The 13,312-nt window shown below is 74.3% G+C and carries 12 protein-coding genes; 7 read left to right on the plus strand and 5 right to left on the minus strand.

Annotated features, from left to right (window positions below; genetic code table 11):
• Positions 1-46: 46 nt before the first annotated feature.
• Complete coding sequence (locus J4709_RS24940; RefSeq protein ID WP_208244216.1) at positions 47-550, minus strand: NUDIX domain-containing protein; 504 nt, start codon at positions 548-550, stop codon at positions 47-49.
• Between the two features lie 291 nt (positions 551-841).
• Here J4709_RS24940 and J4709_RS24945 point away from each other — a divergent pair, with 291 nt between their 5' ends.
• The 4 genes from J4709_RS24945 (at position 842) to J4709_RS24960 (ending at position 5,457) form a co-directional block, all read left to right on the plus strand.
• Positions 842-2,935, plus strand: coding sequence for a molybdopterin oxidoreductase family protein (locus J4709_RS24945; RefSeq protein ID WP_208244217.1), 2,094 nt, complete (start codon positions 842-844; stop codon positions 2,933-2,935).
• A gap of 207 nt (positions 2,936-3,142) precedes the next feature.
• A complete protein-coding gene (gene nirD, locus J4709_RS24950; RefSeq protein WP_208244218.1) occupies positions 3,143-3,538 on the plus strand; it encodes a nitrite reductase small subunit NirD in 396 nt (131 codons plus the stop codon).
• Positions 3,522-4,712: a uroporphyrinogen-III synthase gene (locus J4709_RS24955; RefSeq protein ID WP_208244219.1), complete on the plus strand. Its 1,191-nt coding sequence runs from the start codon at positions 3,522-3,524 to the stop codon at positions 4,710-4,712. The genes nirD and J4709_RS24955 overlap by 17 nt, the downstream gene beginning before the upstream one ends.
• Positions 4,705-5,457, plus strand: coding sequence for a sirohydrochlorin chelatase (locus J4709_RS24960; protein ID WP_208244220.1), 753 nt, complete (start codon positions 4,705-4,707; stop codon positions 5,455-5,457). The genes J4709_RS24955 and J4709_RS24960 overlap by 8 nt, the downstream gene beginning before the upstream one ends.
• On the opposite strand, the gene J4709_RS24965 is transcribed toward J4709_RS24960, so the two are convergent.
• Positions 5,409-5,999, minus strand: coding sequence for a MarR family winged helix-turn-helix transcriptional regulator (locus tag J4709_RS24965; protein ID WP_307801517.1), 591 nt, complete (start codon positions 5,997-5,999; stop codon positions 5,409-5,411). The genes J4709_RS24960 and J4709_RS24965 overlap by 49 nt on opposite strands.
• Positions 6,000-6,114: 115 nt before the next feature.
• Between J4709_RS24965 and J4709_RS24970 the strand changes: the two genes are divergently transcribed.
• The 3 genes from J4709_RS24970 to J4709_RS24980 all read left to right on the plus strand — a co-directional run bounded on the left by J4709_RS24970 (position 6,115) and on the right by J4709_RS24980 (position 9,307).
• Complete coding sequence (locus J4709_RS24970) at positions 6,115-7,098, plus strand: ATP-binding cassette domain-containing protein (RefSeq protein WP_208244221.1); 984 nt, start codon at positions 6,115-6,117, stop codon at positions 7,096-7,098.
• 1 nt (position 7,099) lies between these two features.
• On the plus strand, positions 7,100-8,002 hold the full coding sequence (locus J4709_RS24975) for an ABC transporter permease (protein ID WP_208244222.1): 903 nt from the start codon (positions 7,100-7,102) through the stop codon (positions 8,000-8,002).
• A gap of 114 nt (positions 8,003-8,116) precedes the next feature.
• Positions 8,117-9,307 (plus strand): esterase-like activity of phytase family protein, encoded by a 1,191-nt coding sequence (locus tag J4709_RS24980; RefSeq protein ID WP_307801518.1) that lies wholly within the window; start codon positions 8,117-8,119, stop codon positions 9,305-9,307.
• An 81-nt stretch (positions 9,308-9,388) separates the two neighbouring features.
• On the opposite strand, the gene J4709_RS24985 is transcribed toward J4709_RS24980, so the two are convergent.
• The 3 genes from J4709_RS24985 to J4709_RS24995 all read right to left on the minus strand — a co-directional run bounded on the left by J4709_RS24985 (position 9,389) and on the right by J4709_RS24995 (position 13,229).
• A complete protein-coding gene (locus tag J4709_RS24985) occupies positions 9,389-10,744 on the minus strand; it encodes an RNA polymerase sigma factor (RefSeq protein WP_208244223.1) in 1,356 nt (451 codons plus the stop codon).
• Between the two features lie 255 nt (positions 10,745-10,999).
• The gene (locus tag J4709_RS24990; protein ID WP_208244224.1) at positions 11,000-12,007 is read right to left on the minus strand and encodes a cation diffusion facilitator family transporter; all 1,008 of its coding nucleotides are present in this window, start codon (positions 12,005-12,007) and stop codon (positions 11,000-11,002) included.
• Between the two features lie 64 nt (positions 12,008-12,071).
• Positions 12,072-13,229, minus strand: a complete 1,158-nt coding sequence (locus tag J4709_RS24995) for an AMP-binding protein (protein WP_208244225.1) — start codon at positions 13,227-13,229, stop codon at positions 12,072-12,074.
• Between the last annotated feature and the right edge of the window lie 83 nt (positions 13,230-13,312).

A 13,312-nucleotide genomic window follows, 5' to 3' on the forward strand; every position in this document is an offset into this window, starting at 1 on the left:
GGCAGGGGTCCGGCGGTCGCGGCCGAGCCGGTTCGGCCGCCGGGGCTCAGTCCGCGGCGCGGCGGGCGGCGCCGAACGCGGGCTCGCGGCCGTCCTCCAGGTAGACCGGGCGGCCGTCGGCGAGGGCGCGCAGGCTCGGCTCCATCCGGCGCGACACGTGCGCGGGCGACAGCTCGGGCACCTTCTCCGGCGCGACCAGGACGTGGTCGGACAGCTCGTCGGGCGGCAGCCGGATCGCGGCGATCTCGGCGCCGGTGACGGTGCCGCCGAAGACGAACACGTTGACCGAGTCGACGCCGTCGTCGCGGGGCGAGCCCCAGTCGACGCAGACCAGGCCGTCCAGGCGGGGGACGAATCCGAGCTCCTCGCGGCATTCGCGCACGCACGCCGCGAGCGGGGACTCGTCGGTCTCGATGACCCCGCCGGGCAGGAACCAGCCCTCGCTGTAGGTGGGCTTGACCAGCAGGACCCGCCCGAGGTCGTCCAGGAGCAGGGCCGCCGCGGCGCCGCGGGAGCGCGGCAGCGAGGCGTAGTAAGCAAGGTCGGGCATGTACCGAGATTAGGCCGGATGACCGTTGTGTGATCCTCGTCGCGGCGGGCCGGAAACCGCATCCTCCGCGAGATCGCCGGGCCGCCGCGAATCCGGTTCGGTATCCGGCCGGCCGGTGACGAATGGACCCTGACAATCGCCGACAACGCTTGACACGCGATCGTCAATCCTTGCCGCCCGCGCCGCCGGCGCCGGGGCTGACCTTGCCGGACGCGCCGGGTGAACCGCATTTAACGCGCGGGTCACACGCGGGACGCGGCGGCGAAACGGCGCCGCCGGAGTCTTCCCGTCATGACCGGGACTCCTACGCACTGCCCGTACTGCGCCCTGCAGTGCGGGATGACCCTCGACGGCGGCGCGTCCGCGTCCGACGTACCCGCGGACGGCGCGCCGGTGCGGGTGGCGCCGCGCGACGACGTGCCCGCGAACCGCGGCGGGCTCTGCCAGAAGGGCTGGACCGCCGCGGAGCTGCTCACCGTCCCGGACCGCCTGACGACTCCGCTGATGCGCCGCACCCGCGACGCGCCGCTGGAGCCGTGCACCTGGGACGAGGCGCTGGACCGGATCGTCACCGGGATCGGGCGCCTGACGGCCGGGTACGGTCCGGACGCCGTCGCGGTGTTCGGCGGCGGCGGGCTCACCAACGAGAAGGCCTACCAGCTCGGCAAGTTCGCCCGGGTCGCGCTGCGCACCTCGCAGATCGACTACAACGGGCGGTTCTGCATGTCGTCGGCCGCCGCCGCGTCCGGCCGGGCGTTCGGCATGGACCGCGGGCTGCCCGGCCCGGTCACCGACCTGGCCGCGTCCGGCGCCGTCCTCCTCGCGGGCGGCAACCCGGCCGAGACGATGCCGCCGTTCATGCGGCACCTGGCCGACATGCGCGACGGCGGCGGCGCGCTCATCGTCGTGGACCCGCGCCGCACCGCGACGGCCCGGCAGGCGGACCTGCACCTTCAGCCCGCGGCCGGCACCGACATCGCGCTCGCCAACGGCCTGCTGCACCTGGCGCTCGCCGAGGGCCTCGCCGACGAGGACTACATCGCGGCGCGGACGAGCGGGTTCGACGCCGTCCGGACGGTCGCGAACGCGTACTGGCCGGACCGGGTGGAGCGCATCACCGGCGTCCCGCTGCCGAAGATGCGCGAGGCCGTCCGGCTGCTGGCCGGCGCGGACCGCGCCCACGTGCTGACCGCGCGCGGCTCCGAGCAGCACGCCCGCGGCACCGACATGGTCTCCGCGTTCATCAACCTGGCGCTCGCGCTCGGGCTGCCGGGCCGTCCCGGGTCCGGGTACGGCTGCCTGACCGGGCAGGGCAACGGGCAGGGCGGCCGCGAGCACGGGCAGAAGGCCGACCAGCTCCCCGGCTACCGGAAGATCGACGACCCGGCGGCGCGCGCGCACGTCGCGGCCGTGTGGGGCGTGGAGCCGGACGCGCTGCCGGGCCCGGGCCGGTCGGCGTACGAACTGCTGTCGGCGCTCGGCACGCCGGACGGCCCGAAGGCGCTGCTGCTGTTCGGGTCGAACCCGGTCGTGTCGGCGCCGCGCGCCGCGTCGGTCGAGGAGCGGCTGGGCGCCCTCGACCTGCTGGTCGTCGCCGACTTCGTGCCGTCGGAGACCGCGCGGCTCGCCGACGTGGTGCTGCCGACGGCGCAGTGGGCGGAGGAGTCCGGCACGATGACGAACCTGGAGGGCCGGGTGCTGCGCCGCCGCCGGGCGGTCCGCGCGCCGGACGGCGTCCGCACCGACCTGGAGATCATCGCCGCGCTGGCCGGGCGGCTCGGCGCGCCGGGGGAGTGGAGCACCGACCCCGAGCGGGTGTTCGGCGAGCTGCGCCGCGCGAGCGCCGGCGGCACCGCCGACTACTCCGGCATCACCTACGGGCGGATCGAGGCCGAGGGCGGGGTGTTCTGGCCCTGCCCGTCCGAGGACCACCCCGGCACGCCGCGCCCCTACCTGGACCGCTTCCCCACGCCGGACGGGCGTGCCCGGTTCGTCCCGGTCGAGCACCGCGGCGCCGCCGAGGACGTCGACGCCGAGTACCCGCTGTACCTGACGACCGGCCGCGTCCTCGCGCAGTACCAGTCGGGCGCGCAGACCCGCCGAGTGCGGGCGCTGGCCGACGTGGCGCCGGGCCCGTTCGTGGAGTTGCATCCCGATCTCGCCGAGCGGCTCGGCGTCCAGGACGGCCAGGACGTGAAGGTGGAGAGCCGCCGGGGCGCGGCGATAGCGGCGGCGCGGGTGACGGACGCGATCCGCCGCGACACCGTGTTCATGCCGTTCCACTGGGCGGGGGAGGGGCGCGCGAACCTGCTCACCGGCACCGCCCTGGACCCCGTCTCGCGGATGCCGGAGTTCAAGGTGTGCGCCGTCCGGATCTCGGCGTGAGCGCCTTTTAACACGGCGGTGACAAAGGAGACCCAACCGTGAAACGGCCCCTGCGCAGACTCGTTCCATGAACATCGGGGACGGACCGGCGCGACCGGCCACCGCGCGAACCTTACAACGTCAAGGCGGCGGGCCGGGTGCGTCCGCCGCCGCTCCCACTGCGCCGTCGAAGTCCCCGCACGCGAATCGCCTGGAGGTTGCCGTCCGATGAGCATCACATCCGAAGCGACGATCACAAGGCGTCCCGCCGGAGCCGCGGCCCGCTGGTTCGACATCTGCCGCTACGCCGACCTGATCCCCGAGCGCGGCGCCTGCGCGATGCTGGACGGCACGCAGGTCGCGGTGTTCCGGGCGTTCGACGGGACCCTGTTCGCGCTGTCGAACCTCGACCCGTTCAGCGGCGCGTACGTGCTGTCACGGGGCATCCTCGGCACCCGCGACGGCGTCCCGACGGTCGCCTCGCCCATGTACAAGCAGGTGTTCGACCTGCGCACCGGGGTCTGCCTCGACGACCCGCGGGTGGCCGTGCCGACCTTCCCGGTCCGCCGCGCCGCCGGCGGCGACCGCGTGGAGGTGGCGCTCACCGATGACCGCCGACAGTGAGCCGCTGGCCGGGTTCGCCGTCGGGGTGACCGCGGCCCGCCGCCACGAGGAGCTCGCGACGCTGCTGGAGCGGCGCGGCGCGCGGGTGGTGCTCGCCCCCGCGATCCGCCTCGTCCCGCTCGCCGACGACGCCGGGCTGCTGGAGGCGACGCGGGCGTGCCTGGCCCGGCCGCTGGACCACCTCGTCGTCACGACCGGGATCGGGTTCCGGGCGTGGCTGGAGACGGCGGACGGGTGGGGGCTGCGCGACGCCCTCATCGCGGCGCTCGGCGACGCCGCCATCGTGGCGCGGGGCCCGAAGGCGTGCGGCGCGATCCGCTCGGCCGGGCTGCAGGAGCGCTGGTCGCCGGAGTCGGAGGCCTCCGCCGAGGTGGTCGCGCACCTGCTGGAGAAGGACCTGGCGGGCGCGCGGGTGGCGGTCCAGCTCTACGGGGAGCGGCAGCCGGAGCTGACGGACGCGCTGCGCGCGGCCGGCGCCGAGGTGATCGAGGTCCCGGTGTACCGGTGGGCGCGCGCCGAGGACGTCACGCCGCTGCGGCGGCTCGTCGGGCAGGCCGTCGCCGGCACGGTCGACGCGATCACCTTCACCAGCACGCCCGCGGTCGCCGCGACGCTCGCCGTGGCGGCCGAGGACGACCTGGAGGACGCGCTGCTGGAGGCGCTGCGCACCCAGGTGGTCGCGGCGTGCGTGGGCCCGGTCACCGCGCGGCCGCTGACCGAGCGCGGCGTGCCGACCGTCCAGCCGGAACGCGCGAGGCTCGGGGCGCTCGTGCGGGCGCTGGCGGCGGACCTGCCGCGGCGCCGCGCGCGGCTGCTGTCGGTGCGCGGGGCCTCGCTGGAACTGCGCGGGCACGCCGTGGTGCTGGACGGGCAGCTGCGGCCGATCGCGCCGGCGCCGATGGCGATCCTGCGGGCGCTGGCGCGGCGGCCCGGGCACGTGGTGTCGCGCGCGGAGCTGTGCGGCGTGCTGCCGAGCCGGCTGGTCGTCGGCGGCTCCCCGTGGTCGCGGGACGCGCGGCCGCAGGCCGACGAGCACGCGGTGGAGATGGCGGTGGCGCGGCTGCGGCGCGGGCTCGGCCGTCCCGGGATCATCGAGACGGTCGTCAAGCGCGGCTACCGGCTGGCGTGCGACCCGCGCCTGGTGGACCGGCTCGCGGCGGGCGCCGGTGGCTGACCGGTCCGCCGCGTCCCGGCCGCCCGCGCTGCTGGCCGTCGCGCACGGCACCCGAGACCCCGCGGGTCCCGTCACCGCGCGGGAGCTGCTGGCGCGGGTCCGGGCCCTGCGGCCCTCGCTGCGCGTGGCGGAGGCGTACGGGGAGCTGGTCTCCCCGTCGGTGGAGGAGGCCGCCGCCGCGCTGGACGGGCCCGCGGTCGTCGTGCCGCTGCTGCTGGGGCGCGGCTACCACGCCCTGATCGACATCCCAGAGCGCGCCGGGCGGCTGCCGTCCGGCGCGGTGACGGCGCGGCCACTGGGCCCGGACGCGCTGCTCGCCGACGCGCTGGCCGGACGACTCGGCGCGATGCCGTCCGTCCGGCGCGGAAACGGGGGCCCGCCGCGCCCGCAGGACACCGTCGTCCTGGGCGCGGCGGGCTCCGCCGACCCGGCCGGCGCCGCGGACGTGCGGACGGCGGCGCGGCTGCTGGCGCGCCGGCTGCGGCGGCCCGTCCCGTACGGGTTCGTCGCCGCGGACGGTCCCGCGCTGGACGAGGTGGTCGCGGAGCAGCGCCGGCGCGGCGCCGGGCGCGTGCTCGTCGCGTCGTACCTGCTGGCACCCGGCCGCTTCCTGGACCGGATGCGGGCGTGCGGCGCCGACGCGGTGACCGCGCCGATCGGCGCGCACGACGCGGCCGCCCGGCTGGTCCTGCGCCGCTACGACGAGGCGCGGTCGCGCATCGCGGAACCCGCGTCCGTCTCCTGATGCGCCTGCCGCCGGGCCTCCGCCTCGACCTGCGGGGTGACGACCCGTTCGCGCGGCGCCGGCCCTTCGTAGCGGGGTGCGTCGTCGTCGGGGGCGAGGTCGGTGAACCGGTCGTCGTGGTGGGCGAGGACGCGCAGCAGCATCTCGCGGAGCAACCGCCGCTCCTCGGGTGACAGCGGCTCGAACAGGACCTCGTTGAGGCGGCGGCGCGCGAGCAGGCCCTCCTCGAGGAACGCGCGGCCGTCCTCGGTGGCCTCCAGCGCGTAGCGCCGCCGGTCCGCGGGGTCGCGGCGGCGGCGGACGTGGCCGCCCTCCTCCAGCGCGTCCACGATCCCGACCAGGTCGCCGGCGTCCATCCGCAGCCGCTCGGCGACGTCGCGCTGCGACAGCGGCCCCGACCGCGCCACGCACCACAGCACGAGCAGGTGCGGCATCCGGGGCTGACCTGGGAACATCCGCGCCCCGGTGCGCCGGACGAGGCGGACCGTCTCGTACATCAGGTAGGTCGGCGAGTCGTACATCGGGTCGTCCTGGTCCTTCACGTCCCGCTCCTCGAGATCGCTTGGAATGTCCTATCTCTCTTGACGTGAGAGATAGGCTACTCCTACCGTTGGAAAGCCCAAAATATGGGCACATCTCCATCGGAGGGGAGGCCCCATGCCCGGCGGGGGACCCGCCGTCGAGGTCGACGGCCTGATCAGGAAATTCGGCGAGGTGGAGGCCGTCCGGGGCATCGGCCTCACCGTGGCCCCGGGAGAGATCTTCGGATTCCTCGGCCCGAACGGCGCCGGCAAGTCCACCACGATCAACATGCTCTGCACGCTGCTGAAGCCGACCGCCGGCACCGCCCGGGTCGCCGGCTACGACGTGGTGGCCGAGCGCGACAGCGTGCGCCGCAACATCGGCCTGGTCTTCCAGGACCCGACGCTCGACGGCTACCTGTCCGGCGAGCAGAACCTGCGCTTCCACGCCGAGCTGTACGGCGTGCCGCGCAACGTGACCGCCGACCGCATCCGGCAGGTGCTGGAGATGGTCGGGCTCTGGGACCGGCGCGCGGACCTGGTGCAGACCTACTCCGGCGGCATGAAGCGCCGGCTGGAGATCGCGCGCGGCCTGCTGCACTCGCCGCGGGTGCTGTTCCTGGACGAGCCGACCGTCGGGCTGGACCCGCAGACCCGCTCGTCCATCTGGGACTACATCCGGCAGCTCAAGGACGCCGAAGAGATCACCATCTTCATGACCACCCACTACATGGACGAGGCCGAGTTCTGCGACCGCATCGCGATCATGGACTCGGGGCGGATCGTCGCGCTGGACACCCCCGAGGCGCTCAAGGCGGGCGTCGGCGAGGACCGGGTCCGCATCCAGACCGCCGACGACGAGGCCGCGATCGCCGCGCTCCGGGACCGGTTCGGGCTGGAGGCCGGCATGTCGGAGGGCGCCGTCGCCTTCTCGGTGGCCTCCGGCGAGGCGTTCGTGCCGCGGCTGTTCGCCGAGCTGGACGTCCCGATCCGGTCGGTGAGCGTGTCCCGGCCGTCCCTGGACGACGTCTTCATGTCGTTCACCGGCTCGACGATCCGCGATGCCGAGGCCGGCTCCACCGACAGGATGCGCATGGCGATGCGCGCGGCGAGGAGATGAGATGACGAGTTCGACGCGGGCGGGCTCGCCCGGGGCCGCGGTGCCGGTCGCCGACGTGGTGCGGGTCCGGGTGCCCGAGCCGGGGCTGCGCCAGGACGTGCGCGCGGTGAAGATCGTCCTGCACCGCGAGCTGATCCGGTTCTGGCGCGACAAGCTGCGGATGGTGTCGGGGCTGGTGCAGCCGGTGCTGTGGCTGCTGGTGATGGGCACCGGCCTGTCGAACCTGATGGCCAGCGGCGGTGCGCACGGGAACATCGACCTGAAGACGTTCATCTTCCCCGGCGTGTGCGCGATGTCGGTGATGTTCACCGCGATGTTCTCCGCCGGGTCGATCGTGTGGGACCGCGAGTTCGGGTTCCTGCGCGAGATGCTCGTCGCGCCGGTCAGCCGCAGCTCGATCGTGATCGGCAAGTGCATCGGCGGCGCGCTGGTGGCGACGCTGCAGGGCGCGGTGATCGTCGCGCTGGCCGGGCTCGCCGGGGTGCCCTACGACCCCGTCCTGATCCTGGAGCTGCTGGGGTTGATGTTCCTGGGGGCGTTCGCGCTGACCGGGTTCGGCGTGATGATGGCCGCGCGGATCAAGCAGATGCAGTCGTTCTTCGGCCTCATGCAGATGGCGATGATGCCGATGATGTTCCTGTCCGGCGCGCTGTACCCGCTGAACGGGCTGCCGGCGTGGCTGACGGTGCTGACCCGGTTCAACCCGCTCACCTACGCGGTCGACCCGCTGCGCCAGGCGGTCTTCTCCCACCTGGACCTCACGCCGGCGCTGCGGCGCACCTTCGACCCGGGCGTCACCTGGAACGGGTGGGTCGTCCCGGTCTGGCTGGAGATCCTCATCGTGCTCGGCATGGGAGTCGGCCTGATGGGCATCGCGATCATCGAGTTCCGCCACTCCGACTGACCGGGGGCCCCGTACGGAACACCACCGGAAACCCTGCCGTCACGGTGCGTGATGCACCATACTGAGCCCGCTACGAAGCGAGTTCGGTCGGACGCGGAAAGTGACGGTGGACAGGTGAACGGGCATCGGACGATGGTGCGGGGGACGGCGGCGACGGCCGCCGTCCTCGCTGCGGTGGCGGTTCCGGCGGTCGTGCGGGCCCCGGCGCGGGCCGCGGAGCGGACGGGCGGCGCCGCCGCGCCCGCCGGCCCGCACGGGGGGCTGCGGATCGCGCGGTTCCTGGGGGAGAAGCGGCTGCCGCACCTGATGAGGTTCCAGGGCACGACCGTCGGCGGCCTGTCGGGCCTCGACCGCGACCCGCGCACCGGCGACTGGTACATGATCTCCGACGACCGGTGGCGGTACGACCCGGCCCGCTTCTACACCGGCCGCGTCGACATCGACCGCCGGACGGGCCGCTTCGACGGCGTGAAGATCACCGGCGTGCACACCATGACCGGCCCGGACGGCAAGCCCTACCCCGGGTTCGGCAAGCCCCGCTCGGTCGACCCCGAGTCGATCCGCTACGACCCGCGCCGCCACCGGGTGCTGTGGGGCAACGAGGGCGACCGGCCCGACGAGACCCATCAGGTGCCGCTCGCGCCGCTGACCGTCCAGTGGGCGGGCCGCGACGGCAGGTACCACGGCCTGCTGCCGCTGCCGAAGGACCTGCGGCTCACCACCGGCCACCACGGGCCGCGCCGCAACTTCGGCATGGAGGCGCTGGCGATCGCGCCGCACACCATCGCCGGGATGATCGAGGGCCCGCGCTACGAGGACGGCCCGCTGCCGACGGTGCGGCACGGCGCCGCCACCCGGCTGACGATGTGGACCAGGCACGGGAGGGTCCGGGCGCAGTACGCCTACCAGGTGGACCGGCTGCCGGCCGCGCCCGTCCCGCCGGGCGGTGTCGCCGACAGCGGCGTGTCGGAGATCCTGGCGATCGACGACCACCGCTACCTGGCGCTGGAGCGGTCGTGGCTGCAGGGCGTCGGCTACAAGATCAGGCTGTACGAGTTCGACACCCGCGGTGCGACGAACGTGCTGGCGCGCGACAGCCTGGCGAAGGGCGGCAAGTACCGTCCGGTCCGCAAGCACCTGGTCGCCGACCTCGGCCGGTACGCCTCCCCGGCGCAGAACCTGGAGGGCATGGGCTGGGGCCCGCGGCTGAAGTCGGGGGAGCGGACGCTCGTGATCTGCTCCGACGACAACTTCGACGCCCAGGAGGTCACCGAGTTCCTGGCGTTCGCCGTCCGGGGCCGCTGAGCCCGGACCCGGAAGCACGGCGGCGCCCGCCGGATCCGTCGATGGATCCGGCGGGCGCCGTTTCGTCGTGCGCGGGCCTCGTCAGACGGCGAAGTCCAGCAGCGGGCGGGCGTTGCTGGGGTGCCGCAGCTTGGACAGCGACTCCTTCTCCAGCTGCCGGATCCGCTCGCGGGTCAGGCCGAGGGCCTTGCCGATCTCGTCGAGGGTGCGCGGCGTCCCGTCGTACAGCCCGAACCGCATCGCCATGATCTTGGCCTCGCGGGGCGACAGGATGTCGAGGGTGCGGCGCAGCTGGTCGGCCATCAGCTGCCGGTCGACGAGCTCGGACGCCTCGGGGCTGTCGGTGTCCTCGATGAGGTCGCCGATGCGGGTCTCGCCGTCCTCGCCGATGGTGGAGTCCAGGCTGATCGGCTGGCGGCTGGTGCGCAGCAGCTCGCGGACCTGCTCGGGGCTCTTGTCCAGCTCGACGGCCAGTTCCTCGGGGGTGGGCTCGCGGCCGAGCCGCTGGTGCATGTCGCGCTCGACCCGGCTGAGCTTGCTCAGCATCTCCAGCACGTGCACGGGCAGCCGGATGGTGCGGGCCGAGTCGGCGAAGCCGCGCTGGATCGCCTGCCGGATCCACCACATCGCGTAGGTGGAGAACTTGTAGCCCTTGGAGTAGTCGAACTTCTCCACGGCGCGGATCAGCCCGAGGTTGCCCTCCTGGACGACGTCCAGCAGCGACAGGCCGCGGTCGGAGTACTTCTTGGCGACCGACACCACGAGCCGGAGGTTGGCCTCGAGCATGTGGGCCTTGGCGCGGCGCCCGTCGGCGGCGACCCACTCCAGGTCGGCGCGCTGCCGCGGGGTGAGCTTCTCGGTCTCCAGCTTGTGCTCGGCGTACAGTCCGGCCTCGATGCGCTTGGCGAGGTCGACCTCCTGCTCGGCGGTGAGCAGCTGACGGCGGCCGATCGCCTTGAGGTAGGTGTGGACCGAGTCGCCCATGGTGGTGGACTGGTCGTCCAGGTCGGCGGGGGAGTCGGCGGCCTCGACCTCGGTGACCTCGAAACCCTCTTCGGGGACGTCGGCGTCGCCGGTCTTGGCGGCGGCCTTGGCCGTCCGGCGGGTCCGGCCGCCGGCGGTCTTGCCGGTGCTCTTGCGCGCGGCGCCCTTCTTGCCCGCGGCGCCGGGGGTGGCCTGGGCGGTGTCGCCGCCGTCGTGGTCGGCGGCCGCGGCCATCTTGCGGACGGTGTCGGGCTCCCCGGCCAGGCTGATCCCGGCCTCCGACAGCTCGCGCAGGATCGAGCGGCCCTGCGCGGGGCTGAGGCCGGCGGTCTCGAAGGCGCCTCTCACCTCGTCGAGCGAGAGGCGCCCTTGGGCGCGGCCGCGCTTCAGGAGGTCGTCGAGTGCGGGGCTCGCCGACTCCGTGAGCGGGGTCTCGATAGCGCTTCGCGGCATGGGGACACCCCTCTCCCTTCGGTGTGTGGATGCGGCGCGGATTGTCGTTCGCTGCGGGCGCACGCATAGAGGGGAACGTCGCACGGCGGCCCCGTTGTTCCCGGCCGGGCCGGATCGGCGCTCCTCAGAGGGATCGCAAGGGGGACGATCCGGTGGCCGATGATGCCCGGTGCGGGGCGTTCCATGCGGTCCGACCGGCCGAAATCTGACCTTACTTCGTAAAGGCGCCGGGCCGTTGCACTGTGAGCAACGCCACTAGCCTCCCCGGTTCTCCGGCCGCAGCGTCCGGCCGTACCGCGCGATCACGCGTTTGCGCAGCTCGGGATCGTCGCGGGGGACCGGTTCGAGGAACACCTCGTCGATCTCCTCGTGGGCGTCGCGCAGCTCGCGCGCCATCCGGACGCAGGCGCGCTCGACGTCGCCGGAGGTGAGCGCGTCCCGGAAGTCCAGGCGGGCGCAGACCAGCACGCGGTCGGCGCCGACCGTCATCGTGATGATATCGACGACCCATTCCACCTCGGGCGCGGCGTACAGCCGGGCGCGGACGTCGTCGACGATCCGCGGATCGGCCTGGTTGCCGATCAGCAGGTTCAGGTTGATGCGGCCGAGGATCACCGCGACGACGGTGAGCAGCACGCCGATGAGAACCGACCCGATGCCGTCCCAGACCGGCGAGCCGGTGGCCTGGTGCAGGCCGAGCCCGCCGAACGCCAGGAGCAGGCCGACCAGGGCGGCGGAGTCCTCCAGCAGGACGCTGATCGCGGTGGGCTCGTCGGTGCGGCGGATGTAGGCGAGGAACGGCAGCGACTCCTCGCGGGCCGCGGCGCGGGTCTGCCGCAGGGCCTGCTGCCAGGACGTCCCCTCCAGCACGAACGCGACCGCGAGGACGATGTAGCCGATCAGCGGGTCGGTCTCCGCGCCCGACCGGGACCCGAAGAGGGTCTGGAAGCCCTGGTAGTAGGAGAACAGCGCGCCCATGCCGAAGATCGCGACGGCGACGAGCAGCGTCCAGATGTAGCGCTCCTTGCCGTAGCCGAACGGGTGCCGCCGGTCGGCGGGCCGGCCGCTGCGGCGCAACCCCACCATGAGCAGGATCTCGTTGAAGGTGTCGGCGATCGAGTGCGCGGCCTCGGCGGCCATCGACGCCGACCCGGTGACCAGCGCCGCGACGATCTTGGCGATGGCGATGCCCAGGTTGGCGAGGAACGCCAGCAGGACGGTCAGGCCGCTCTCGTTCTCCGGCTCCTCGCGCTGTCCGCCCATGCCGGTCGTCCTCCCCCGATCGCCGCCGTGCCATGCGCCCCGCCCGCCCCGGGCGGTACGGGTGTCACCGCGCGGTGCGCAGCCAGGCGCGGTCGGGCTTGCCGGAGGCCAGCAGCGGGATCGCCTCGACCAGTTCCAGCTCGCGGGGCGCGGCGGCGGCGGGCATCGTCTCGCGGACGAAGGCGCGCAGTTCGGGCAGGGCGGGCGGGTCGGCGGCGGGCACGACGACGGCGGTGACCCGTTCGCCCCATTCGGGGTCGGGGCGTCCCACCACGACGACGTCGCGGACCTTGGGGTGGTGCGACAGCGCGGTGGCGACCTCGCCGGCGACGACCTTCTCCCCGCCGGTGTTGATCACATCGTCGATCCGGCCGCGGACGCGGAGCCGGCCGTCCTCCAGGGCGCCGAGGTCCTGGGTGACGAACCATTCGCCGTCGCGGACCGCGGCGGTCTGGTCGGGGCGCAGCCGGTAGCCGGTGAACAGCGACGGGCCGGCGAGCCGGATCCGGCCGTCGGCGCCGAGCTCGGCGCGCATGCCGTCCAGGGGGGTGCCGTCGTAGACGCAGCCGCCGCAGGTCTCGCTCATCCCGTAGGTGGTGAAGACGCGGCCGCCGCGGTCGCGGGCCTCGGCGAGCAGGCCGGGCGCGGCGGCGGCGCCGCCGAGGACGATCGCGCCGAGCCCGGACAGGTCGGCGCCGGCGTCCAGGAGGCGGCGCAGCTGGGTGGGGACGAGGGAGATGTGGACGGGTCCCGCGGCGGTGACGGCGGCGGTGTCGAAGCGGGGCGCGATGATCGGGTCGGTGCCGGCGAGCAGGGACCGGACGAGGACCTGCAGGCCCGCGATGTGGCTGGTGGGCAGGCAGCACAGCCAGCGGTCGCCGGGCGCGGCCTCGATGCGGGCGAGGGTGCCTGCGGCGGAGTGGCGCAGCGCGCCGGCCGTCAGCTCGACGAACTTGGGGGCGCCGGTGGAGCCGGACGTGGCGATCAGCACGGCGGTGCCGTCGGCGGGCGGGGCGTGCTCGCCGGCGGTGCGGTGGGGGGTGAGCCCGTCCTCGGTCTCGACGGCGTCGGGGGCGAGCGCGTCGAGCAGGGCCGCCAGCGCGGGCGCGGGCAGGTCGGGGGAGAGGGGGCAGACGGCGGGTCCGCCGTCGAGGGCGTCGGCGAGCGCCCGGAACAGGCGGGGCCCGGGCGGCAGCACGACGGCGTGGAGGCGGCGATCCATGATCTCATCAGGGTAGGCGACCCCGCTGAACGCGTTCAAACCGCGGGGCGGTTGAATGGGGGCGACCCGGATCGACGCGGGCC

It is taken from the genome of Actinomadura violacea, assembly GCF_017573465.1.
GTDB classification, from domain to species: domain Bacteria; phylum Actinomycetota; class Actinomycetes; order Streptosporangiales; family Streptosporangiaceae; genus Spirillospora; species Spirillospora violacea.